We start from the raw sequence: 24,093 nt of genomic DNA, 5'->3' as shown, positions 1-24,093 counted from the left end.
GCCATCCCCCTCGGGCCTAGGATCGCTTGATCAAAAACCAAAAGGGGACTGCGATGGACACACCTGCCGTGCGAGCGCCTTTGACGCCCGTGGTCGCAAATGAAAGGATTCAAGCGCTCGATGTCGTGCGGGGCTTCGCCCTGATCGGCATCCTGCTGATGAACGTCGAGTTTTTCAACCGGGCGATATCGCAGCTCGGTTCCGGCATGCAGAGCGGCCTGACCGGCGCCAACCTGTGGGTCAGCTATTTCGTCCAGTGTTTCGTGGTCGGCAAGTTCTGGACCATTTTCTCGCTCCTGTTCGGCATGGGCTTCGCCGTCATGCTCACCCGCGCCGAGCGCGCGGGCCGCAGCTTCCTCGTACCCTACCTGCGCCGCATCGCCGCTCTCGCTGTGTTCGGCGCATTGCACAGTATCTTCCTCTGGTCGGGCGACATCCTGTTCAGCTACGCGGTCGCGGCCGTCGCCCTGCTGATCGTCCTGTACGGCCGGCCTCGGTGGATCATGGCGGCAATCGCCGTGTCTGTCGGTTGCGGCTTCATCCCCGGCATGGACTGGTCCTTCGGCATCGCCGGCGGCCTGGCCTTCTTCAGCCTGGCTGGCTGGTGGCTGCGCGGAGACCAGCGCTTCAAAAAACGTTTTGGCCGCACGCCGGTCATTGGTTTCATTTTGCTGCTGGTTGGCGTCATCGCAATGATCGCGGGCGTGGTCATGTGGATTCTCCCCGGCATGCCGCCTGAAGCACGCTTCGGTCTCCCGATATTCGGTATTGCGCTGTGCTTGCTCGGCTACTTCACCAATAAATACCATCACGACAAACCGGCCCGCGCATGGCGCCTCGGTGTCGGCATCTATTGCTTCTCCTTCTTCATGATGACCGCGGCCGGCGCATCGATGTATTTCTTCCCCGAGAAGCCGGCAGCCGTGGTCACCAAAGCCGAAGCGAAGAAAGCCCAGGAACGTACGGCCGAGCGCGCCAAGATGCGCAAGGAACGCAACGCGGAAATCCAGAAAGAGACCCAGGTCCTGACCACCGGCACCTACAGCGAAGCCGTTACCCTGCGTGCCCAGCGCTGGGTCAAGCATGCGCCCGGTGAAGTCGGCTTCGCCACGGTCCTGATCGGCATGTTCCTGATGGGCAGCTGGTTCGTCCGCTCGGGCATCATGGAAAATACACGCGCCCACTTGCCGCTGTTCCGCAAGCTGGCGATGGTCGGGATACCGCTCGGCATCGGACTGAGTGTGCTCGGCGCGGCCATTGCCGTGCGCCCGATACCCGGCTCGAACGGCGCCGACGGCTGGCAACTCGCGTCGGGCCTGCACATGCTGGGCAATCTGCCTGCCTCGCTCGGCTACGTCAGCCTGGTGATCCTGATGCTGCACAGTGCCAGTGCCTTCAGCAAGATCAGCGTGCTTGCGCCGTTCGGCCGCATGGCCCTCACCAATTACCTGTCGCAGTCCCTGATCGCCTCGCTCTTCTTCTTCGGCTACGGCTTCGGCAACTGGGGCTTGTCGCGTGTCGACCAGATGCTGTTCGTCGCCGTCGTCGTCGTGCTGCAGATCGCCTTCAGTCACTTCTGGCTCGCCCGCTTCCGTTATGGACCGATGGAATGGCTCTGGCGCGCGGTGACCTACTGGACCATCCCGCCGATGCGCCTGCAGGCCGCCGCGCCGCTGACGGCAGCGGGGACGCCGGCTTGACGTCGCGTTTCCGGGTTGTGGCAGCCGCGCTGCTGCTGGGCGCTGCGCTGCCCGCGGCGGCGCAGCCGATCAAAACGGCGGGCCTGCTGCAACCGGCGCGTATCCTGGTCGACACCTGGGGCGTGCCCCATATTTATGCCGCGAGCCAGGACGACGTCTTTTTTGTCCAGGGCTTCAATGCGGCGCGCGACCGCCTGTTCCAGATCGACCTGTGGCGCCGCCGCGGCCTGGGGGAACTGTCCTCCGTCTTCGGTGAATCGTATGTGGAACAGGACCGCGCCACACGGCTGTTCCTGTACCGGGGCGACATGAACGCGGAGTGGAAGGCCTACGGCGCCGACGCGCGCAACACCAGCACCCGCTTCGTCGCCGGCATCAATGCCTATATCGATTACATCGGGCGCAAGCCCGAACTGCTGCCCTTCGAATTCCGTCAGCTCGGCTACAAGCCCGCGAAATGGCGCGCGGAAGACGTGGTGCGCATTCGCAGCCATGGCCTCACACGCAACCTCACCCAGGAGTTCGAGCGCGCGCATGTCGTGTGCCGCGCCGGCCTGGGCGCCGATGCCATCCGCGCGCAGTTGTCCCCGGCCTGGACCACGCGCGTGCCGGAAGGGCTCGACCCCTGCCTGCCCGACGAAGCGCTCGACGTTTTTACGCGCGCGACCGACAACGTGCGTTTCAGCCGCGAGGCCGTGCAGCTTGCGCGCGCCGCGCCGAATGCGGAGACGCTCGAAGGAAGCAATAACTGGGTGATCGCTCCCTCGCGCACCAGTACCGGACGGCCGATCCTGGCCAACGATCCGCACCGCGCCTATGGTGCGCCCTCGCTGCGCTACATCGTGCACCTGAACGCGCCCGGCCTGAACGTCATCGGCGCCGGCGAGCCGGCCTTGCCGGGCGTCTCGATCGGGCATAACGGCAAGGTGGCGTTTGGACTGACCATCTTCAGCATCGACCAGGAAGACCTGTACGTCTACGAGACCAACCCGGCCAATCCGATGCAGTACCGTTACCAGGGGGGATGGGAGACGTTCCGCGTGGTGAAGGAAAAGCTCACGGTGCGCGGCAAGCGGCCGGTCACGGTCGAACTGCGCTTTACGCGGCATGGGCCCGTGATCTATACGGATCCAGACAAGCGCCGCGCGCTCGCGGTACGCACCGCCTGGAATGCGCCCGGCATGGCGCCTTATTTCGGCAGCATCGACTACATGAAGGCCCAGGATTTCACGCAGTTCCGCAAGGCGATGACGCGCTGGGGCGCGCCGACCGAGAACCAGGCCTATGCGGACACCGCCGGCAACATCGGCTGGGTGACCGGAGGCCTGGCGCCGGTGCGGCCGAACTGGGACGGGCTGATGCCGGTGCCGGGCGACGGCCGCTACGAATGGAAGGGTTTCCTCGACGGCAGCAAGCTGCCCTACGTGCTCAATCCGAAGCAGGGCTGGTTTGCCTCGGCCAACGAGATGAACCTGCCGGGGAGCTTTCCGTATAAAGAGCACAAGCTCGGCTTCGAGTGGCCGGACAATGCACGGGCGCGGCGTATCGCCGACGTGCTGTCGCGCACGCCCAAGGCCAGCCTGGAGGACATGCAGCGCTTGCAGAACGACGTGGTCTCGCTGACCGCGCAACGCCTGGTGGCCTTATTGAAACCCCTGTCTTCGCGCGACCCGAAAACGCAGGCGGCCTTGACCCTGCTGCAGGGGTGGAACGGGGAAGAGGGTGCGGGCTCGGCCGCAGCTGCGCTGTATGAGGTGTGGTGGTCGCGTCACCTGGGCAGGATGTTCCTGGAAAAAATCCTCACGCCGCAGGCGGCCCAGGCTGTCGATGCGCCGCATGCGAGTGTGCTGGTGCAAACGCTCGAGCAGCCGGCGCCGCGCTTCGGTACGGACGCGCCTGCCAAACGCGACGCGTTGCTGCTGGCCAGCCTGGGCGCCGCCTGGGCGGACATGGAGCGCTTGCAGGGAGCGGATGCAAAACGCTGGGAATGGGGCAAGATGCAGTTCAGCTATTTCGTCCATCCGATGGCGCCCATTCTCGACCACGCCAGCCGTTCCCTATTGAACGTCGGGCCGCTGCCGCGGGGCGGCGGCGCTTATACGGTGAACGTGTCCGGCTATCACCCGCAGAACTTCTGGCAGGCCCACGGCCCGTCCTTCCGCATGGTGCTCGACGTCGGCAATTGGGACAATTCGCGGGCGATCAATACGCCTGGACAGTCGGGCGATCCGGCCAGTCCCCATTACCGCGACCTCGCTCAGAGCTGGTCAGAGGGCAAGTATTTCCCGCTGCTGTATTCGCGCAGTGCGGTCGAAAAGGCTGCGCAGCAGACAATCGAACTGGTCCCGGCGAAATAAGTGTGCGGCGGGCCTTGCCGCCGGCGCGGGGCTTTGCTATGATTCGCCTCCTGCTGAAAACGACAACGAAACACAGTGTTGTGTGGACAGCAGAAACCGCGGAAAACGCGGTGCACGAAAAGAAAAGAAGTTGACGATAAACGCGAAACACTGCATAATCTCATCTCTCTGCTGCAGCGAACAAAACGATTCGCACCAAACAGCAAGAAGCACCGAATAAAGTTCTTTAAAAATTAACAGTCGATAAGTGTGGGCGTTTGATGAAGGTGCCAGTGACTTCGGTCACTGATTACTTAAATTATCAAATGTTCACAAAAAAGAAATAGCGTTGTCTCAGCAATGGGATAACGGTCAGTATTTTGAGTGAGCGAATCCGGACCAATGGGACGGATTCGAGGGCAGCAGTGTCCTCGACAAACAGAGATTAAACTGAAGAGTTTGATCCTGGCTCAGATTGAACGCTGGCGGCATGCTTTACACATGCAAGTCGAACGGCAGCGCGGGGCAACCTGGCGGCGAGTGGCGAACGGGTGAGTAATATATCGGAACGTACCCAAGAGTGGGGGATAACGTAGCGAAAGTTACGCTAATACCGCATACGATCTAAGGATGAAAGTGGGGGATCGCAAGACCTCATGCTCCTGGAGCGGCCGATATCTGATTAGCTAGTTGGTAGGGTAAAGGCCTACCAAGGCTACGATCAGTAGCTGGTCTGAGAGGACGACCAGCCACACTGGAACTGAGACACGGTCCAGACTCCTACGGGAGGCAGCAGTGGGGAATTTTGGACAATGGGCGCAAGCCTGATCCAGCAATGCCGCGTGAGTGAAGAAGGCCTTCGGGTTGTAAAGCTCTTTTGTCAGGGAAGAAACGGTGGGAGCTAATATCTCTTACTAATGACGGTACCTGAAGAATAAGCACCGGCTAACTACGTGCCAGCAGCCGCGGTAATACGTAGGGTGCAAGCGTTAATCGGAATTACTGGGCGTAAAGCGTGCGCAGGCGGTTTTGTAAGTCTGTCGTGAAAGCCCCGGGCTCAACCTGGGAATTGCGATGGAGACTGCAAGGCTTGAATCTGGCAGAGGGGGGTAGAATTCCACGTGTAGCAGTGAAATGCGTAGAGATGTGGAGGAACACCGATGGCGAAGGCAGCCCCCTGGGTCAAGATTGACGCTCATGCACGAAAGCGTGGGGAGCAAACAGGATTAGATACCCTGGTAGTCCACGCCCTAAACGATGTCTACTAGTTGTCGGGTTTTAATTAACTTGGTAACGCAGCTAACGCGTGAAGTAGACCGCCTGGGGAGTACGGTCGCAAGATTAAAACTCAAAGGAATTGACGGGGACCCGCACAAGCGGTGGATGATGTGGATTAATTCGATGCAACGCGAAAAACCTTACCTACCCTTGACATGTACGGAAGCCACGAGAGATCGAGGTGTGCTCGAAAGAGAACCGTAACACAGGTGCTGCATGGCTGTCGTCAGCTCGTGTCGTGAGATGTTGGGTTAAGTCCCGCAACGAGCGCAACCCTTGTCATTAGTTGCTACATTTAGTTGAGCACTCTAATGAGACTGCCGGTGACAAACCGGAGGAAGGTGGGGATGACGTCAAGTCCTCATGGCCCTTATGGGTAGGGCTTCACACGTCATACAATGGTACATACAGAGGGCCGCCAACCCGCGAGGGGGAGCTAATCCCAGAAAGTGTATCGTAGTCCGGATCGCAGTCTGCAACTCGACTGCGTGAAGTTGGAATCGCTAGTAATCGCGGATCAGCATGTCGCGGTGAATACGTTCCCGGGTCTTGTACACACCGCCCGTCACACCATGGGAGCGGGTTTTACCAGAAGTAGGTAGCTTAACCGCAAGGGGGGCGCTTACCACGGTAGGATTCGTGACTGGGGTGAAGTCGTAACAAGGTAGCCGTATCGGAAGGTGCGGCTGGATCACCTCCTTTCTAGAGTAGCACCGGAGTCAGCCTCAAAACTGAACTCATCATTAAACGTCCACACTTATCGACTGTTGAACAAAGAACACAGTTTCGGGGCTGTAGCTCAGCTGGTTAGAGCACCGTGTTGATAACGCGGGGGTCGTTGGTTCGAGCCCAACCAGCCCTACCAGTCACACCCAGGGGGATTAGCTCAGCTGGGAGAGCACCTGCTTTGCAAGCAGGGGGTCGTCGGTTCGATCCCGTCATCCTCCACCAAAAGCCTAAACTTAAGTCGTTAGATTTACGTTTAGTCTTTTCGAGATTAACTGTTGTTCTGTTCTTTAACAATCTGGAAGAAGTAAAGTTTTATTGAGTACGCACGACAGTGCGTGCTCAGGGTAGTAGTACAAATCAGAAAACATGCAACAAGCTGTACTCTTATTCTTATAAACGCTTTCTGGTTAGTCGCCAGAAGCTAACGTTATAGGGACAAGCGAATAAGTGCACATGGTGGATGCCTTGGCGATTACAGGCGATGAAGGACGTAGTAGCTTGCGATAAGCTGCGGGGAGCGAGCAAACACGCTTTGATCCGCAGATTTCCGAATGGGGAAACCCGGCCTTTTAGGTCATTGCATACTGAATACATAGGTATGCAAAGCGAACGCGGCGAACTGAAACATCTAAGTAGCTGCAGGAAAAGAAATCAACCGAGATTCCCAAAGTAGTGGCGAGCGAAATGGGAAGAGCCTGTACGTGATAGTCGATTGGATAGTGGAACAACCTGGAAATGTTGGCCATAGAGGGTGATAGCCCCTTACACGAAATCCGAACGGTGATACTAAGCGTACGACAAGTAGGGCGGGACACGAGAAATCCTGTCTGAACATGGGGGGACCATCCTCCAAGGCTAAATACTCGTAATCGACCGATAGTGAACCAGTACCGTGAGGGAAAGGCGAAAAGAACCCCGGGAGGGGAGTGAAATAGATCCTGAAACCGTGTGCATACAAACAGTCGGAGCGGACTTGTTCCGTGACGGCGTACCTTTTGTATAATGGGTCAGCGACTTACATTCAGTGGCGAGGTTAACCGAATAGGGGAGCCGTAGAGAAATCGAGTCCGAACAGGGCGACAGTCGCTGGGTGTAGACCCGAAACCAAGTGATCTACCCATGGCCAGGATGAAGGTGCGGTAACACGCCCTGGAGGTCCGAACCCACTAATGTTGAAAAATTAGGGGATGAGCTGTGGGTAGGGGTGAAAGGCTAAACAAACTTGGAAATAGCTGGTTCTCTCCGAAAACTATTTAGGTAGTGCCTCAAGTATCACCATCGGGGGTAGAGCACTGTTATGGCTAGGGGCTCATTGCGAGTTACCAAACCATTGCAAACTCCGAATACCGATGAGTGCGAGCTTGGGAGACAGACGTCGGGTGCTAACGTCCGGCGTCAAGAGGGAAACAACCCAGACCGCCAGCTAAGGTCCCAAAGATTGGCTAAGTGGAAAACGAAGTGGGAAGGCTAAAACAGTCAGGATGTTGGCTTAGAAGCAGCCACCATTTAAAGAAAGCGTAATAGCTCACTGATCGAGTCGTCCTGCGCGGAAGATGTAACGGGGCTAAGCCAGTCACCGAAGCTGCGGATATCCTTTATTGGATATGGTAGGAGAGCGTTCTGTAAGCCTGCGAAGGTGTCTTGTGAAGGATGCTGGAGGTATCAGAAGTGCGAATGCTGACATGAGTAGCGATAATGGGGGTGAAAAGCCTCCACGCCGTAAGCCCAAGGTTTCCTGTTCAACGTTCATCGGAGCAGGGTGAGTCGGCCCCTAAGGCGAGGCAGAGATGCGTAGCTGATGGGAAGCAGGTTAATATTCCTGCACCGTCGTATGATGCGATGGGGGGACGGATCGCGGAAGGTTGTCTGACTGTTGGAATAGTCAGTTTCTGCTTCATAGAAGGCGCTTAGGCAAATCCGGGCGCGGAATTCAAGGGAGTGGGACGAGCGGCTTTATGCTGCGAAGCAATCGGAAGTGGTTCCAAGAAAAGCCTCTAAGCTTCAGTCATACGAGACCGTACCGCAAACCGACACAGGTGGGCGAGATGAGTATTCTAAGGCGCTTGAGAGAACTCGGGAGAAGGAACTCGGCAAATTGGTACCGTAACTTCGGGAAAAGGTACGCCCTTGTAGCTTGACCACTTTACTGTGGAAGGGTGAACGGGTTGCAATAAACTGGTGGCTGCGACTGTTTAATAAAAACACAGCACTCTGCAAACACGAAAGTGGACGTATAGGGTGTGACGCCTGCCCGGTGCTGGAAGATTAAATGATGGGGTGCAAGCTCTTGATTGAAGTCCCAGTAAACGGCGGCCGTAACTATAACGGTCCTAAGGTAGCGAAATTCCTTGTCGGGTAAGTTCCGACCTGCACGAATGGCGTAACGATGGCCACACTGTCTCCTCCCGAGACTCAGCGAAGTTGAAATGTTTGTGATGATGCAATCTACCCGCGGCTAGACGGAAAGACCCCATGAACCTTTACTGTAGCTTTGCATTGGACTTTGAACCAATCTGTGTAGGATAGGTGGGAGGCTTTGAAGCGGGGACGCCAGTTCTCGTGGAGCCATCCTTGAAATACCACCCTGGTTTGTTTGAGGTTCTAACCTTGGTCCGTTATCCGGATCGGGGACAGTGCATGGTAGGCAGTTTGACTGGGGCGGTCTCCTCCTAAAGTGTAACGGAGGAGTTCGAAGGTACGCTAGGTACGGTCGGACATCGTGCTAATAGTGCAATGGCATAAGCGTGCTTAACTGCGAGACCGACAAGTCGAGCAGGTACGAAAGTAGGACATAGTGATCCGGTGGTTCTGTATGGAAGGGCCATCGCTCAACGGATAAAAGGTACTCTGGGGATAACAGGCTGATTCCTCCCAAGAGTTCATATCGACGGGGGAGTTTGGCACCTCGATGTCGGCTCATCACATCCTGGGGCTGTAGCCGGTCCCAAGGGTATGGCTGTTCGCCATTTAAAGTGGTACGTGAGCTGGGTTTAAAACGTCGTGAGACAGTTTGGTCCCTATCTGCCGTGGGCGTTGGAAATTTGAAGGGGGCTGCTCCTAGTACGAGAGGACCGGAGTGGACGAACCTCTGGTGTACCGGTTGTCACGCCAGTGGCATTGCCGGGTAGCTAAGTTCGGAAGAGATAACCGCTGAAAGCATCTAAGCGGGAAACTTGCCTTGAGATGAGATTTCCCGGAGCCTTGAGCTCCTTGAAGGGTCGTTCGAGACCAGGACGTTGATAGGCTGGGTGTGGAAGTGCAGTAATGCATTAAGCTAACCAGTACTAATTGCCCGTACGGCTTGTCCCTATAACCTTAGCAGGTTATAAAAGTAAGATTACAGTGCTGTTTGTTGATACGCACCACTACCAAAACCTACTTCTTCCAGATTCAGAGCCTTGTTCGCACCAGCGGACACAGCTCGTACAAGTTATGCCTGATGACCATAGCAAGTCGGTCCCACCCCTTCCCATCCCGAACAGGACCGTGAAACGACTTTGCGCCGATGATAGTGCTGCAACCAGTGTGAAAGTAGGTTATCGTCAGGCTAGTTATAAGAAAAACCCCACCAGGTGATCCTGGTGGGGTTTTTTGCTTTGGGCGGCCGATCCTGTACCTGAGCCAGGCGCCACGCTACCTGAAGTTACGTTGAAAACTTTGTCCTGACGACTAGACTGAACCCATGTTCCCAGTTCGGAATGGACTGATCATGGACACGCAATGTAAACGCGGGGCAATCCGGTTCGTTGCCGCATTGCTGCTCGCTCTCGGACTTGGAGGCTGCGCATACGCGCCCTACGCCGCCTACGACCCCTATTACGCCGGCTACAGCTATTACGGCTATCCGACCTATGTCGGACCGCCTGTCTCGCTGAGTCTCGGCTTCAGCTATTTCGATCATCACCATTCCCATCACGGTCACCATGGCGGCTACCACGGCCGATATCATGGCGGTCACCGCAGCCACCATGGCGGCTACCGGCATGGCGGGTGGCACGGCCGCGGCCGGCATTGACACGCCGCGCTAGCACCTCAGGCATTCCTTCCCGCACTTACCGCATACCGGCCAGCCCTGCGAGCCGCGTGGCACGCCGCTTGCATTCTCCCCCTTCTGCGTGTGCCAGGCGCCGTCCGCACCATGCGTCAACGCAGACGGCGGAACACCACTGTCCCCCGATTGGAACAAGCGACGCAGCAGTGTTGCAGTTTCGGAGCGACAGCGCGCCACGGCACACTTGTTTCCAACCAGTCCGCCAGCACGGTGGACCTCATCGACCAGAAAGATGCCATGAAAACGAGAGCAGCCATTGCGTGGAAGGCCGGAGCCCCCCTGTCCATTGCCGAAGTTGACCTGGAAGGACCGCGCGCCGGCGAGGTACTGGTGGAGATCAAGGCGACCGGGATCTGCCATACCGATTACTACACCTTGTCCGGTGCCGATCCTGAAGGCATTTTCCCTTCCATCCTCGGACACGAGGGCGCCGGCGTCGTGCTCGAAACCGGCCCGGGCGTCACCTCGGTCCAGCGCGACGACCACGTGATCCCGCTCTACACGCCCGAATGCCGGCAATGCAAATTCTGCCTGTCGCGCAAGACCAATTTGTGCCAGTCGATCCGCTCGACCCAGGGCCGCGGCCTGATGCCCGACGCCACCTCGCGCTTCTCCCTCGATGGCCAACCCCTGTTCCACTACATGGGCACCTCGACCTTTTCGAATTACATCGTTGTCCCGGAAATTGCATTGGCCAAGATCCGGCCGGACGCGCCGTTTGATAAAGCCTGCTACATCGGCTGCGGCGTGACCACCGGCGTGGGCGCGGTCGTGTTCTCGGCCAAGGTCGAGGCCGGCGCCAACGTCGTCGTGTTCGGCCTGGGCGGCATCGGCCTGAACGTGATCCAGGGCGCGCGCATGGTGGGCGCCGACAAGATCATCGGCGTCGACATCAACCCGGGCCGGGTCGAGATCGCCCGTAAATTCGGCATGACCCATTTCGTCAATCCGAACGAGGTCGGCAACATCGTCGACCACATCGTGCAATTGACCGACGGCGGCGCCGACTTTTCCTTCGAATGCGTCGGCAACACGCAGTTGATGCGCCAGGCGCTCGAGTGCACGCACAAGGGATGGGGCCAATCCTTCATCATCGGCGTCGCCGCCGCCGGCCAGGAAATCAGCACCCGGCCCTTCCAGCTGGTCACCGGGCGCCAGTGGAAAGGTTCCGCTTTCGGGGGCGCACGCGGCCGCACCGACGTGCCGAAGATCGTCGACTGGTACATGGACGGCAAGATCAATATCGACGACCTGATCACCCATACCTTGCCTCTCGATCGCATCAACGAGGGCTTCGAGCTGATGAAGAGCGGTCAGTCGATCCGCTCGGTAGTGCTGTACTAACCAACCAGGGAGGCATCATGAGCACAGCAGTAAACATCCATCCGGCCGTCGACGGCATCAAGCGGGCAGAGGCCGGTTTTTCAGGCGGCACCTTGTCCTGCCTGTGCGCCAGCAATCCGGTGACGGTCGAGATCAAGGGGCAGGTCGCGCACAACCACGTATGCGGCTGCACCAAATGCTGGAAACCGGCCGGCGCCCTGTTTTCCCAGGTCGCCGTGGTCGGCCGCGAAAACGTCCGCGTCACCGCCAACGAAGACAAGCTGCAAGTGGTCGACGAGAGCGCCACGATCCAGCGCCATGCCTGCCGCGACTGTGGCGTGCACATGTACGGCCGCATCGAAAACACGGGCCACGCCTTCCATGGCTTGGACTTCGTGCATACCGAGCTGTCGAAGGAGCGCGGCTGGGCGGCGCCCGAGTTCGCCGCTTTCGTCTCGTCGGCCATCGAAGGGGGCGCACGTCCCGAGCAGATGGGTGCAATCCGCGCGCGCCTGAACGAGATTGGCCTGCCTCCCTACGACGCCCTGTCGCCGGCCCTGATGGATGCGATCTCGACCCATGTCGCCAAAACCCGCGGCGTGTTGAAAGACGCCTGACGCATACGCCGGCGCCGCCGGCAAGGGCGGTCCGCAGGCCGGACCGCTTGCCCGCAACATGGAGACAAGATGAAGCGACACCTTCTGCTGTTGGCTGTTTCAATCGCGCCACTCACTGCCCAGGCCAACGATTTCCCGACCAGCGGCCGGGTCGAGTACGTGCTCGAGTGCATGCAAAAACATGAGAGCAAGTACGAGTACCTCTACAAATGTTCCTGCGCCATCGACCACATCGCCAAACACATGCCCTATGACGAGTACGTGACGATGTCGACCGCCTTGCGCAACCAGACCCTGTCGGGGGAACGGGGCGCGCTGTTCCGCGACCCGGCGCCGGTCAAGGAAATGGCCAGCAAGTACAAGGCGCTGCAGGACAGCGCCAACAAGGCCTGCCGTGTGCCGGAACGCTGAGACCGGTGTGCCGCCGGGCGCTGCGCCACGGATGGCACAGGTTGCAGAACCACTGTCACGAATCCTGAACACGCTGTCACGCAGCACCGGCGGGTCCAGGGGCAGCGCGGCACGGCCGGCCCAGCCGGACGCACTGGCACGCTAAGTGCTGTGTTGATGGTGGGGCTACCCGCCTGTCGTCATTGGAAAGTTGAAGAGCGCTGGACCAGGTCGCACCGCATATAAAACCAAAGGAGACTTAACCATGTCATTTACCAAAAGACTCATCCGCTGGTGGCCGTGCCTGGCGCTGGCGGCCACCCCCGCATTTGCTGCCAGTTCCGACGTCGAACAGCTGACCAAGGATCCCAAAAACTGGGCCATGCAGTCAGGGAACATGGCAAACCACCGGTACAGCGAACTCAAGCAGATCACCAGCAAGAACGCCAAAAACCTGCAGGTGGCCTGGACCTTCTCGACCGGCGTGCTGCGCGGCCACGAAGGCGGCCCGCTCGTCATTGGCGACACCATGTACATCCACAGCCCCTTCCCGAACAAGGTGTTTGCCATCTCCCTGGAAGACCAGAGCATCCGCTGGAAGTACGAGCCTAAACAGGATCCGACCGTGATCCCTGTGATGTGCTGCGACACGGTGAACCGTGGTGTCGCCTACGCCAACGGCAAGATCTTCCTGCAGCAGGCCGACACCACCCTGGTAGCCCTCGATGCGAAGACCGGCGCCGAACTCTGGAAAAACAAGGTGGGCGATCCGAAGATCGGCGAAACCACGACCAATACCCCGCACGTGTTCAAGGACAAGATACTGACCGGCATCAGCGGCGGCGAGTTCGGCGTGCGCGGACGCATCACGGCGCACGACATGAACACCGGCAAGGTGCTGTGGAAGGCCTTCAGCACGGGCCCCGACAACGAGATGATCGTCGATCCCGCGAAAACCATGACCTGGACCGACGGCAAAATGGCGCCGATCGGCCCCGACTCTTCGCTGAAAAGCTGGAAGGGCGACCAGTGGAAGCTGGGCGGCGGCACGACCTGGGGCTGGTACAGCTATGACCCGGCCACCAACCTGGTCTATTACGGTACCGGCAACCCGAGCACCTGGAATCCACGCCAGCGTCCCGGCGACAACAAGTGGACGATGACCATTTTTGCGCGCGACCTCGACACGGGAATGGCGAAATGGGTCTACCAGATGACGCCGCACGACGAGTGGGATTATGACGGCGTTAACGAAATGATCCTGGCCGACATCAAGGTCAAGGGCACCCCGCGCAAGGCCCTGGTGCACTTCGACCGCAACGGCTTCGCCTACACGCTCGACCGCGTCAGCGGCGAACTGCTGGTGGCTGAAAAATTCGATCCGAAAGTGAACTGGGCGACCCACGTCGACATGAAGAGCGGCCGTCCGCAAGTGGTGGCCAAGTACAGCACCGACAAGAACGGGCCCGACTTCAATTCGAAGGGCATCTGCCCCTCGGCACTGGGCACCAAGGACCAGCAGCCGGCCACCTACAACCGCAAGACCGGCCTGTTCTACGTCCCGACCAACCACGTGTGCATGGACTACGAGCCCTTCCAGATCGAGTACACCGCGGGCCAGCCGTATGTCGGCGCGACCCTCTCGATGTACGCCGCGCCGAACAGCCATGGCGGTCTGGGTAATTTCGTTGCCTGGGACGCCGGCACCGGAAAAATCGTCTGGTCGAAACCGGAGAAATTCTCGGTCTGGAGCGGCGCATTGTCGACCGCCGGCGACGTCGTGTTCTACGGCACCCTGGAAGGCCACCTCAAGGCGGTCGACCTGAACGGCAAGGAGCTGTGGAAATTCAAGACCCCATCCGGGATCATCGGCAACGTCCACACCTGGGAATACAAGGGCAAGCAATACATCGGCGTGCTGTCGGGGATCGGCGGCTGGGCCGGGATCGGGCTCGCGGCCGGCCTGACCAAGGGTACCGAAGGCCTGGGCGCGGTGGGCGGCTACAAGGACCTGGCCAAGTACACCGAGCTCGGCGGCGTGCTGACCGTATTCGCCCTGCCTGACCGTTAAAGGTCCCCTAAGCGCCACGCATGATCGATGCTGTGTAACTGAATAGAGGGCGGTCGCCGGCCACGGCCCGCGGCCGACCCTCGCTTGCCAGGAATGGATATGAACAGACTCATGAAGAAAGCAGTCATCGTCGCCGCATGCTGGAGCGTGGCGGTGATGACCGGATTGGTGTCCGCATCCGCGCTGGCCGCCGATGCGGCGCCTTATAAGGTCGCCGAGGGCAACAAGGTCGATGCGCAAACCCTGAGCGGCTGGAAGACCTGGCGCGCCATGGCCTGCGAGCGTTGTCACGGCGCCGCCCAGGAAGGCATGGTCGGCCCCTCGCTGGTCAACAGTTTACGGGTGCTGAGCAAGGACGAGTTCAAGGCGATCGTGCTCAAGGGCCGCATCGAGAAGGGCATGCCGAATTTCGACAGCAGCAAGATGGTAAGCGAAAACATCGACAACCTGTATGCCTATCTGAAGGGGCGCTCGGATGGCGCCATCGAACCTGGCCGCCTGCAGGAGATCGGTAAATGAGGTGGCGCCCCAAGTGGGAGCCGCTGCTGGCGGGCGGGGCCTGCGTGCTCGCATTCTTCGGGGGCGCGGCCATCGCCCAGCCCACGCCCGCACCCGGATTCGACAAGGTGCTTCGGGTTTGCCAGGACCCGAATAATTTGCCGCTGTCGAACCAGGCGCTGGCCGGTTTCGAGAACAAGATTGCCGCGCTGTTTGCGCAGCAACTGGGCTGGAAGCTGGAACACACCTGGTTCCCGCAACGAATGGGCTTTATCCGCAATACCTTGCGCGCCAAGGAGGAGCATGCCGACCATTTCAAGTGCGACCTGGTCACGGGTGTTCCCAAGGGCTTCGACATGGCGGCCACCACGCGGCCGTATTACCGCTCCAGCTATGCCATGGCCTATGTCAAGGGCGAGGGGCTGGACCGGGTGCGCAGCCTCGACGACGTCATGGCGCTCGATCCCGAACAACGCAAGAAACTGCGCTTCGGCGCCTTCGCCGGCTCGCCCGTCACCGAGTGGCTGCTGCAGAATAACCTGATGGAGCAAGTCGCCTGGTACCAGAGCCAGACCGGCGACGCCGAACAGTATCCCGGCGAAATCATCGAAAAAGACCTGGCCAGCGGGAAGATCGATATCGCGTTTGCCTGGGGCCCGATCGCCGGCTATTTCGCCAAAAGTTCCCGCTCCGCGCCGATTGCCGCCATTCCCCTGGCATCGAAGCCGGGCATGAAATTCGATTTCGAGATCGCGATGGCGGTGCGCCACGCCGACAAGGATTTCAGGCAGCGCATCGATCAGCTGATCCTCGCCAACGAAGCGAAGATCCATGCGATCCTCGAGCAATACGGCGTGCCGCTGCTCGAAGCGCAAGTGGCCTCCCTATCGGCAGCACCCGCGGCAGCATCAGCGGCGCCACCAGCGGCGAAGTCGCCATGAGCCGCCTATTGCCAGGCCGCCCGGTCTCGCGCGCGGCGGCCGTGTGCCTTGCCTTCAACGTCCTCGCCGCGCTGTGCACCGGCACGGCCGGCGCACAGCCGGTGTCGCTCGCCGAGGTCTTGCTGTTCGAGACCGACCATCTCGCGACGACCGAGGCGCCCGCCACCCTGGTCTATGAATATAGCAAGCGCAGCAATGTCGAACCCGCATTCACCGACAGCGTCGAGCTCGATGTCTCGCGCAGCAAGGGGCAAGTGCATGCCGCGCTGCACTTCTTCAGCGGCAAGCGCCGGCGCGACCTGCCCGAGGTGAACGACGCCCATGGCAATCCGGTCGTGCTCGGCTTTCTCGAGCATGACATCGCCGAGATGAAGCGCCTGACCGGCGGCTCCGTCACCTATTTCCGCAAGCGCATCCGGATGGCGCTGGCCGAAACGGCGCAGGTGACAGCGCAACGCATTACCTACCAGGGCAAGACGGTGGAAGCCAAGATGGTGCGCGTCCAGCCCTACTTCGACGATCCCCTGCACGCGCGCTTCGAGAACTACGTGCGCAAGACCTATACCTTTATTTTGAGCGACAAGGTGCCGGGCGGGCTGTATCAGGTGAGCACCTCGCTGGCGAATACCGAAGGAAGCCGGCCGGCAACCGGGACGGTGGTGGCACGCACCGCGGCCCCGGGGCTCGGTGCGCCCGTCTCCGCCGCCGCGCCTGCTACAGCGCAACCCGGCACGGCGGCCCCGGGTAAGGTCATACCGGTCATCGAGGAGACGCTCACCCTGGTCAAGGTGGTCGCTCCCCGGCGCTGAGCCCGCTAGTAGAAGCTGCTGGACAAGGAATCAGCGGGAGACACACATGGCGCCCTTGAAAGTGTTTGCTTTCGATTATGTGATGGAGGGCGGCTGGACGACGCGCGTGCTGCCGCATGCCTTCACGCAGCAGGGCGCGATGCTGTTCGATGCCTTGCTGGCCGACCTGGCCGCCTTGCCGGAGGTCGAAGTGTGCACGATGGCGACCCTGTGCGCGCTTGATGCCGGCATCTTGCCGGTGCAGTCCTTTGCCGAGCGCTTCGCACGCTGCGTGCAGGCGGCGGACGCGGTCTGGCCGCTGGCGCCGGAATCGGAAGGGGTGCTTGAGGGCCTGTCGCGCGACATCCTGCGTGGCAAACGCATCCTGCTGGGCAGCGCGCCGGGGGCGGTGCGGGTCGCGGGGAGCAAGCTCAAGGTGGCACGGGCGCTGGCCGAGGGCGGCGTCGCCACCGTGCCGACCTACCGCCCGCATGCCGCCTTGCCGGACGGGGAGGGCGCATGGGTGGTCAAGCCCGAACATGGCGCCGGTTGCCTCGACACCCGCCTGTTCAGCAATCGCGCCGCCGCCCTGGCCTGGATCCGCACCAGCGCGGCCCAGGGCTATGTGCTGCAGCCCTTCGTTGCGGGCAAGCTGGGCAGCCTGTCGCTGATCTGCTGCGACGGCGCGGCGCGGCTGCTGGCGCGCAACGAGGAACGGGTGGCCGTGCGCGACAACCGGTTTCACTTCCTGGGCACCACCGTCAACGGCTTGCCGGACCCCGACGGCGCGCTCGAGCGCCTGGCCCAGCAGGTGGCCGCCGCCCTGCCGACCTTGTGGGGCTATGTGGGCGTGGACATCATCCTCGGCGAGCGCGGCGCGGTGGTCATCGACGTCAATCCGCGCCTGACCACGGCCTATGCCGGGCTGCATGCCTCGATCGGCTGCAACCCGGCCGGCCTGGTGATCGACCTGCTCAAGGGACCCGCGGCCATGCCGGCGCCGCCCGCCGGACGCCGTACGGTCAGCGTCGACGTCGCCAGCTTCGCGCCGGGCGCCGACGGTTGATCGAACCGGGGGAAGCGGCTGGCAGGCGGCCCCGGCTTTAGCGGATCACCACGCCCCAGGGCAGTTTGCCGACGGCGATGTCGCGCAGCTTGGTGCGGCTGGCGGTGTCGATCACGCTCACGTTGCCGGAGCGGCCATTGGCGACATACAGCTTTTTGCCGTCCGGCGTGAGCGCCATGTTCCAGGGCCGCTGGCCTACCGGCACGGTGGCCACGACCTGGTTGCTGGCCGTGTCGATGATCGACACATTGGCGTCGCCGCCGTTCGACACGTAGACGAATTTGCCGTTCGGGTGGACGGCGATGCCGTTGGCGCGCAGCCCGGCCTTGATGCGCGCGACGATGGCAAAACTGGTGGTGTCGATGACGAAGACTTCGTTGGCGTTTTCGGTCGCCACATAGGCGCGGCTACTGTCCGGCAAAAAGCCGATGCCGCGCGGGCGCGCACCGACAGCCACCTGGGCCAGCTGCTTGCGGCTCGTAAAATCGAGAATGTCGACGGCGTCGCCTTCCTCGGCGCTGACGAACACCAGGCGTCCGTTCGGGCTGAACACGGCGTGCTCGGGATTCTTGCCGCGCACGGGGATCGAAAAGGCCAGCGCGCGGGTTGTCGTGTCGAGGACGGCGATCTCGTTCTTGCCTTCGAGCGCCGCGATCACCCAGCGCCCGTCCGGGGAGATCGACACGCCTTCGGGCGACTCGCCCAGCGCCACCGTGGCGCCGAGTTTGCGCGTGCCGAGTTCCACCAGCTGCAGGCGGTTGTTCGGCTGGTCGCTGACGTACAGCCAGCGCGCGTCCACGCCCACGGCCAGGCCGCGCGGCTTGGAGCCGCCGGGCAGCTCGGCCACGACCTGGTCAAGGGCCGTGTCGATCACCGAGATCGTGCCCGACCCCTCGTTGGGCACATAGGCAAACGGCGCGGCAAATAGCGGCAGGGGCAGTGCCGCCGCGAAGGCGAGGGCGGCGGCAAGACGGCGCAAGGACGGGTTGGTCATCGGTTCTCCACAGGATGGCGGCCGGCTACCCGGCCGGGACGCGCACCGCGCTGCGGCCACATGCGCAGCAGCAGGCCGTCGCGGTCAATCAGCATGTGCTTGGCCACGGCCAGCACGTGGACCGCAACGAGCAGCGCCAGCAGCAGCGCGAACAAGTGATGGGCGCCATTGAAGAAGGCATACAGCGTCTTGTCGTCCGGTCCCCAGGGCGCCCAGCGCACGACATTAAAAAATTTCACGCCGTGCTTGCTGAAATTCGAAGCGAGATAGCCGGACAATGGCAAGGCCAGCATGCAGGCGTACAGCAGAATATGGCTGAGCCTGGCCGCGTGCCGCTGCCAGCGCGGCGTCGACGCCGGCAGGGGTGGCGGCGTGTGCGTCAGGCGCCAGCCCAGGCGCACCAGGATCAACAGGCCGATCAGGATGCCGCTGCTTTTGTGCAGGTTGACGAAATAGCCGCGTGCGGGCGTACCGCGCGGAATATCTTCGAGCGCGAGGCCGAAGGCAAACTGGCCGAGCAGCAGCAGTGCGATCAGCCAGTGCAGGGCGATCGCGGTAGCGGTATAGCGTGCGGTCATAAAAACGCTCTAATGAAACAGCGATTTATCGGGATGCTCGATGTTCAGGCGCTGCAATTTGCGGTACAGCGTATTGCGGCTGATATTGAGCTCGCGGGCGACGCCGCTCAGGTTCCACTGGTGGCGTTGCAATTCCTGCAGCAGCACCTCGCGTTCTGCGCATTCGAAGGCATTCAGGCCGCTATCGCGCCGGGCACCGGCCCCCGGCGTAGCGGCGGGCGGCGCAGTGCCGGCCACTGGCGCGCCCGCGGCCGGCGCCAGGTCCGCCAGGGTGTGCCGGTATTCGGGCGGCAAGTCATGCACGGTGAGGCGGTCCGCTTCGCGCAGGGCGATCATGGTGCGCAGCAGGTGGCGCAGCTGGCGCAGGTTGCCGGGCCAGCGCTGGCGCTCGAGCAGGGCCAGCAAGCCATCGTCGAGTTCGACCGGAGAACCGGGGTCGCTCTCTTCCAGGGCCAGCTGGCGCATCAGTGCGGCGCGGTCATGCCGCTCGCGCAGCGGCGGCAGGGTGAAGGTCACGCCTTGCAGGCGGTAATACAAATCTTCGCGGAAGGCGCCGCTTTCGATTTTTTTCTCGAGGTCGCAATGGGTGGCGCTCATCAGGCGAATGTCGAGCTTGACCGGCGCTTCTCCGCCCAGCGCGACCACCTCGCGTTCTTCCAGCACGCGCAGCAGCCGCGCCTGCAGGGCGACCGGCATGTCGCCGATCTCGTCGAGGAAGAGGGTGCCGCCATTGGCTTGCAGCAGCTTGCCGCGCTGCCCCTCCTTGCTGGCGCCAGTGAACGCGCCCGCGCGATAGCCGAACAGTTCGCTTTCGACGAGGGACTCGGGAATCGAGGCGCAATTGATCGCAACGAAGGGACGGGTGGCGCGGCTGCCGGACAAATGCATGGCGCGCGCAAAGCGCTCCTTGCCGCTGCCGGTTTCTCCCAGCAGCACGATGGCGACGTTGCGCTCCATGACGCGCTTGGCCGTCTCGACGTTGGCGCGCATCGCCGGGTCGCCCAGGTGCAGGGCGTCGAGTGCGCAGGCGGCGGGCAGCGCCAGCGTGTTGTCCGCACGGCTTGGGCGGCGCGCGCCGATCGTCGCCACCGGCTGGTAGACGACGGCGAAAAAGCGCGCATTGCTGCGCACTTCGAAAATCGGTACCGGGTGGTAGGCGCGCCGCACGCTGCTGTCGACCAGGCCGGAAAAGGTGATGTTGAACAGTTCGCAGACGTCGCGCCCGACAATCTCGGCGGGCGCCGTGTAGCCGAGCAGGGACAGGGCCGCGCGGCTGGCCGCCAGCACCGTGCCAGTTACGGAGAGCGCGATGGCGCCTTCGCTCAGGGTGCCGACGAATTCGGGCCGGTTATGAAAGCGCAAAATAAAATCGTGGCGGAACTGGTGCAGGAAGACCCGGTTCTCGATCATTTGCACCGACATGCTGACCAGGGCCAGCGTGTGCTGCTGGGCCAGGCGCGATTCGCCCGAGGCGTCGAGCACGCCGACCAGTTCGCCCTCGTGGTCGAAGATCGGGGCCGCCGCACAACTGAGGCCGATATTCCGGGACAGGTAGTGCTCGTCCTGGTGCACGGTGAGCGGGCGCCGTTCGACCAGGCAGGTGCCCATGCCGTTGGTGCCCTGCACGCGCTCGCTCCAGACCGCGCCCTGCATCAGGCCGGTCTTGGATGCGGCATGGGTGAAGGCGGGGTCGCCGAAATAATTGAGCAGCACGCCTTCGCGGTCGGTCAGCATGATGGCGTAGCCGGAACCGGCCAGCTGCTGGTACAGGTTCGCCATTTCGACCTTGGCGACGGCCTGCACGTCGGCCAGGCGTTCCTGGCGTTCCTGCAGTTCGCAGGGCGCGACGACTTCGGGCTCGGCGCAGCTGTCGGGATTGAGCTGGTACTCGTTGAGGCAACGGATCCAGGAGCGGGTGATCCGGTTGCCGGATCCAATGCGGTCGCTTCCAATGCGGTCGTGGACGACCGAATGGACGCGCTTGACGTGTTCCACGGCAAACTTCGACATGCTGTCTCCTACGTCCGCAAGGTGTACCGTTCAGAGCCCCTAACAAAACCGTCATGGCCGCGTTGCAGCGCCTCGTCCTGACGGTTTTGTTAGGGGCTCTTAGCCCGGCAACTATCGTTTGTGGACTGTTTTGTGAGATTGACACCCCATCTATTGTGCAGAATACACCGATCAACCGTCGGATTGTCGGTCACTTTCCACTATTTTTGAACACGCGGTGGTGCGCTATGCGGACCACATGAAGAACTACAGACCGGCATCAGCCGGCCTGTAATTGTCGGGAACATCGGCCGAGGTTGGAGGTCTATTTCGCGATCAGGAGCAGGGTGCCGCGGCCGCACACGCCGTAGCTGGTGTTTTCGCCGCCCACCAGCACCTCGGTTCCGGGCGCCTGCACCTGCGCCGCGCCCTCGGCCCAGCCGCAGGTATCGGTGACGCGGTACCAGGTCTTGCCGGCCCCCGGCCACGGCAGCGTGAAGTTCACCTGCGCGCTCCAGGCATTGTGGGCCACGTAGATGGCGGACGCCGTATCGCCGAACTCGGTGCCGTCGATGCGCCAGGCGATCGCGTGATTGGCCGCATTATTGAAATACGCTGCATCAGCCACGGCGCCAGTCGGAGTGAACCAGCGCAATTGCTCCATCACGTTGCCGTTGGTATCGGTGCTCGCGTAGAAGTTCGCCGGACGCAGGGCCGGGTGCGCCTTGCGGAAGGCGATCAGCGCTTTCGTAAATGCCTGGAAATTGCTCTGGTCCGTGGTGCGGCTCCAGCTAAGCCAGTTGGCCGAGGAATCGAGGTTGTACGGGTTGTTGTTGCAGTTCATGCTGCGCAGCGCTTCGTCGCCGCCGACGATCATCGGCACACCGGCCGACAGCATCATCAAGGCCATGCCGTTGCGCGCGGCCTTGCGCTGGTCGGCCGCGATGCCGCCCTGGTCCCAGCTGTTGTTATTGTCCTCGCCGCCATCGCTGACGCCATACGGCCAGACTTGACCATTGTTCTTGCTGTTGCAGCTGTACAGGTCTTTCAAGGTAAAGCCGTCGTGGGCGGTGATGAAATTGACTGAGTGCCAGGGTTTGCGGCCATCGTCGCCATACAGATCGCTCGAGCCGGCGAAGCGCGTCGCCATCTGGCCGGTCGTGATCGCTACGCTGCCGAGCTTGTTCTGGGCCTGGCGCACCACGTCGCGGTAGGCGCCGTTCCATTCGGCCCAGCCGCTCGGGAAGCCGCCGACCTGATAGGAGTTGCCGCCGATCGCCCAGGGTTCGGCGATCAGGTCGACGCCGCTGCCGCCGGCGGCCGGACGCGGCGGCAGTTCGGTGGTGATGCGGTTCAAGGCATTGCCGGCATCCATCTTGTCGAAGTTGAAGCAGCCGTGCTGGCAGCTGTTGCCGAGCACCGAGGCAAGATCGAAACGGTAGCCGTCGATGCCGAGCTTGTCGCGCCAGTAGGCGAGCGAATCGATGATCAGGTTCTGGGCCACCGTGTTGCGTGTGTTGTAGTTGCCGCCGACGCCAGTGTTGTCCCAGGAATTCTGGAAGTCGGACGTCAGGCTGTAATAGGTCGGGTTGTCGAGCCCGCGCATGCTCATCACGTTATAGGTCGTCTTGTCGGTCGGCGACCAGGCGCCGCCTTCGCCGGTATGGTTGTAGACGACGTCGACCAGCACCTTGATGCCGTTGTCGTGGAAGGCCTTGACCATTTCCTTGAACTCGCGGGTCGGTCCGCCCGGGGTCTTGTCGTAGGCATAGCGGCGGTCCGGGGCAAAATAGTTCAGGGTCATGTAGCCCCAATAATTGTCGCCCGTGGTCGTGGCCGGATCGTTGTCGTTGGTGTCGTTCTGGGTTTCCTGCAGCGGCAGGAATTCGATCGCCGTCACGCCCAGCGCCGCCAGCGCCGCCGCCTTCAGGCCCGCGCCTTTATAGGTGCCGCGGTAGGCGGCGGTGATGCCGGCGTCGTTCATCGTCAGGCCGCGCACATGGGCTTCGTAGACGACGTCGTCCTTCAAGGCGCGGGTCGGCTTGGTGCCGGTTACTTGCGTGTCGCCGGCTAGCACGATGCCTTTCGGCGCGGACGAACCGCTGTCGATGGCGCGGTAGGCCGCGCCGCTGGCGTAGATGGTGCCGTTGGTCATGGTCGGCGTGGTCGGATCGTGGCTCAGCTCGAGCGCATACGGGTCGCTCAGCAATTTGTTCGGATTGAAGCGGTTGCCGGCGGCATCGACGTCGCTGATGAAACCGAGGCTGGAGCCCTTGGTCCAGCTGGCGTTGTAGGGCCAGTTCGGGCCCCAGGCGCGGTAGCCGTAGTACAGGGTGCCGCTCAGGCCCTGGCCGCTCAGGGTCGCGGTCGGCAGGGTCACGCTCCAGACGCCGCCGGAATTGGTCATCACATAGCGCGCCTTTTCGGCCGTGCCGGTGGCGCTGCTGTACAGGTAGAGCTCGATGCGCGTCGCCTTGCCCGAATACACCTTGAACGTGACGTTTGCCTTGGTGGCGTCGTAGGCAGCGCCGAGTTTGTTGGGATTGATGGCGGCCCAGGCGGGGGCGCCGAGCAGGGCGCCCGTGATCAGGGCGGCCAGCAGTTTCTGTTGGAATGGCATGTCGGTCTCCGATTGTGTTTATATTTTTAATAGACTGTACTTTCGCTACCTCATGCGGGTGGCTCATCAGTGCAGCGAGGTGAAGCTACTCCCGAGTTCGCATGAAGTCAATCGTGTCCGCGTA

General features: G+C 61.5%; 15 protein-coding genes, 2 tRNA genes and 3 rRNA genes. 16 read left to right on the top strand and 4 right to left on the bottom strand.

All coding sequences use genetic code 11. The features are described 5' to 3' along the window. Positions 1-53: 53 nt before the first annotated feature. The 16 genes from NMB41_RS23680 (at position 54) to NMB41_RS23605 (ending at position 17,788) form a co-directional block, all read left to right on the top strand. On the top strand, positions 54-1,700 hold the full coding sequence (locus NMB41_RS23680) for a DUF418 domain-containing protein (RefSeq protein WP_494380185.1): 1,647 nt from the start codon (positions 54-56) through the stop codon (positions 1,698-1,700). Beyond that, on the top strand, positions 1,610-4,057 hold the full coding sequence (locus NMB41_RS23675) for a penicillin acylase family protein (protein ID WP_494380184.1): 2,448 nt from the start codon (positions 1,610-1,612) through the stop codon (positions 4,055-4,057). The genes NMB41_RS23680 and NMB41_RS23675 overlap by 91 nt, the downstream gene beginning before the upstream one ends. Positions 4,058-4,483: 426 nt before the next feature. Beyond that, positions 4,484-6,016, top strand: a 16S ribosomal RNA gene (locus NMB41_RS23670). Positions 6,017-6,102: 86 nt separating this feature from the next. Beyond that, positions 6,103-6,179, top strand: a tRNA-Ile gene (locus NMB41_RS23665). 10 nt (positions 6,180-6,189) lie between these two features. Then, positions 6,190-6,265: transfer RNA gene (locus NMB41_RS23660), tRNA-Ala, on the top strand. 211 nt (positions 6,266-6,476) lie between these two features. Beyond that, positions 6,477-9,352 (top strand): 23S ribosomal RNA (locus NMB41_RS23655). Between the two features lie 126 nt (positions 9,353-9,478). Continuing rightward, positions 9,479-9,591, top strand: a 5S ribosomal RNA gene (gene rrf, locus NMB41_RS23650). Together the 16S, 23S and 5S rRNA genes with 2 tRNA genes alongside form the textbook arrangement of a ribosomal RNA operon. A gap of 161 nt (positions 9,592-9,752) precedes the next feature. Next, positions 9,753-10,058: a hypothetical protein gene (locus NMB41_RS23645; protein ID WP_494380183.1), complete on the top strand. Its 306-nt coding sequence runs from the start codon at positions 9,753-9,755 to the stop codon at positions 10,056-10,058. A gap of 273 nt (positions 10,059-10,331) precedes the next feature. Then, entirely contained in the window at positions 10,332-11,438 is a 1,107-nt protein-coding gene (locus tag NMB41_RS23640; RefSeq protein ID WP_494380182.1) for an S-(hydroxymethyl)glutathione dehydrogenase/class III alcohol dehydrogenase, read from the top strand. A 17-nt stretch (positions 11,439-11,455) separates the two neighbouring features. Beyond that, positions 11,456-12,034, top strand: coding sequence for an S-(hydroxymethyl)glutathione synthase (gene gfa, locus NMB41_RS23635; protein WP_494380181.1), 579 nt, complete (start codon positions 11,456-11,458; stop codon positions 12,032-12,034). A gap of 69 nt (positions 12,035-12,103) precedes the next feature. Further along, positions 12,104-12,445, top strand: a complete 342-nt coding sequence (locus NMB41_RS23630) for a hypothetical protein (protein ID WP_494380180.1) — start codon at positions 12,104-12,106, stop codon at positions 12,443-12,445. A 244-nt stretch (positions 12,446-12,689) separates the two neighbouring features. After that, the gene (locus NMB41_RS23625; RefSeq protein WP_494380179.1) at positions 12,690-14,495 is read left to right on the top strand and encodes a methanol/ethanol family PQQ-dependent dehydrogenase; all 1,806 of its coding nucleotides are present in this window, start codon (positions 12,690-12,692) and stop codon (positions 14,493-14,495) included. A 156-nt stretch (positions 14,496-14,651) separates the two neighbouring features. Next, complete coding sequence (locus NMB41_RS23620; protein ID WP_494382899.1) at positions 14,652-15,014, top strand: c-type cytochrome; 363 nt, start codon at positions 14,652-14,654, stop codon at positions 15,012-15,014. Next, the gene (locus tag NMB41_RS23615; RefSeq protein WP_494380178.1) at positions 15,011-15,934 is read left to right on the top strand and encodes a quinoprotein dehydrogenase-associated putative ABC transporter substrate-binding protein; all 924 of its coding nucleotides are present in this window, start codon (positions 15,011-15,013) and stop codon (positions 15,932-15,934) included. Before NMB41_RS23620 ends, NMB41_RS23615 begins: the two co-directional genes overlap by 4 nt. After that, entirely contained in the window at positions 15,931-16,743 is an 813-nt protein-coding gene (locus tag NMB41_RS23610; protein ID WP_494380177.1) for a hypothetical protein, read from the top strand. Before NMB41_RS23615 ends, NMB41_RS23610 begins: the two co-directional genes overlap by 4 nt. 46 nt (positions 16,744-16,789) lie before the next feature. Next, positions 16,790-17,788: an ATP-grasp domain-containing protein gene (locus NMB41_RS23605; protein WP_494380176.1), complete on the top strand. Its 999-nt coding sequence runs from the start codon at positions 16,790-16,792 to the stop codon at positions 17,786-17,788. 37 nt (positions 17,789-17,825) lie between these two features. Here NMB41_RS23605 and NMB41_RS23600 read toward each other — a convergent pair whose 3' ends face one another. The 4 genes from NMB41_RS23600 to NMB41_RS23585 all read right to left on the bottom strand — a co-directional run bounded on the left by NMB41_RS23600 (position 17,826) and on the right by NMB41_RS23585 (position 23,969). Further along, complete coding sequence (locus tag NMB41_RS23600; RefSeq protein ID WP_494380175.1) at positions 17,826-18,782, bottom strand: beta-propeller fold lactonase family protein; 957 nt, start codon at positions 18,780-18,782, stop codon at positions 17,826-17,828. Next, on the bottom strand, positions 18,779-19,360 hold the full coding sequence (locus NMB41_RS23595) for a cytochrome b (RefSeq protein WP_494380174.1): 582 nt from the start codon (positions 19,358-19,360) through the stop codon (positions 18,779-18,781). The genes NMB41_RS23600 and NMB41_RS23595 overlap by 4 nt, the downstream gene beginning before the upstream one ends. Before the next feature lie 9 nt (positions 19,361-19,369). Continuing rightward, on the bottom strand, positions 19,370-21,370 hold the full coding sequence (locus NMB41_RS23590; protein ID WP_494380173.1) for a sigma-54-dependent Fis family transcriptional regulator: 2,001 nt from the start codon (positions 21,368-21,370) through the stop codon (positions 19,370-19,372). Positions 21,371-21,674: 304 nt separating this feature from the next. Then, complete coding sequence (locus NMB41_RS23585) at positions 21,675-23,969, bottom strand: alpha-amylase family glycosyl hydrolase (RefSeq protein ID WP_494380172.1); 2,295 nt, start codon at positions 23,967-23,969, stop codon at positions 21,675-21,677. Between the last annotated feature and the right edge of the window lie 124 nt (positions 23,970-24,093).

This window comes from Massilia sp. FBCC-B171, from assembly GCF_059134155.1.
Note: the sequence above shows the minus strand (reverse complement) of the source record. Positions and strands in the feature narration are given on the sequence as shown.

Coding starts and splice junctions, on each gene's coding strand:
- NMB41_RS23640 (WP_494380182.1), top strand. CDS start 10,332: ATGAAAACGAGAGCAGCCATTGCGTGGAAGGCCGGAGCCCCCCTGTCC.
- NMB41_RS23620 (WP_494382899.1), top strand. CDS start 14,652: ATGACCGGATTGGTGTCCGCATCCGCGCTGGCCGCCGATGCGGCGCCT.
- NMB41_RS23630 (WP_494380180.1), top strand. CDS start 12,104: ATGAAGCGACACCTTCTGCTGTTGGCTGTTTCAATCGCGCCACTCACT.
- gfa (WP_494380181.1), top strand. CDS start 11,456: ATGAGCACAGCAGTAAACATCCATCCGGCCGTCGACGGCATCAAGCGG.
- NMB41_RS23680 (WP_494380185.1), top strand. CDS start 54: ATGGACACACCTGCCGTGCGAGCGCCTTTGACGCCCGTGGTCGCAAAT.
- NMB41_RS23675 (WP_494380184.1), top strand. CDS start 1,610: ATGGCTCTGGCGCGCGGTGACCTACTGGACCATCCCGCCGATGCGCCT.
- NMB41_RS23590 (WP_494380173.1), bottom strand. CDS start 21,370: ATGTCGAAGTTTGCCGTGGAACACGTCAAGCGCGTCCATTCGGTCGTC.
- NMB41_RS23645 (WP_494380183.1), top strand. CDS start 9,753: ATGGACACGCAATGTAAACGCGGGGCAATCCGGTTCGTTGCCGCATTG.
- NMB41_RS23625 (WP_494380179.1), top strand. CDS start 12,690: ATGTCATTTACCAAAAGACTCATCCGCTGGTGGCCGTGCCTGGCGCTG.
- NMB41_RS23605 (WP_494380176.1), top strand. CDS start 16,790: ATGGCGCCCTTGAAAGTGTTTGCTTTCGATTATGTGATGGAGGGCGGC.
- NMB41_RS23585 (WP_494380172.1), bottom strand. CDS start 23,969: ATGCCATTCCAACAGAAACTGCTGGCCGCCCTGATCACGGGCGCCCTG.
- NMB41_RS23595 (WP_494380174.1), bottom strand. CDS start 19,360: ATGACCGCACGCTATACCGCTACCGCGATCGCCCTGCACTGGCTGATC.
- NMB41_RS23610 (WP_494380177.1), top strand. CDS start 15,931: ATGAGCCGCCTATTGCCAGGCCGCCCGGTCTCGCGCGCGGCGGCCGTG.
- NMB41_RS23615 (WP_494380178.1), top strand. CDS start 15,011: ATGAGGTGGCGCCCCAAGTGGGAGCCGCTGCTGGCGGGCGGGGCCTGC.
- NMB41_RS23600 (WP_494380175.1), bottom strand. CDS start 18,782: ATGACCAACCCGTCCTTGCGCCGTCTTGCCGCCGCCCTCGCCTTCGCG.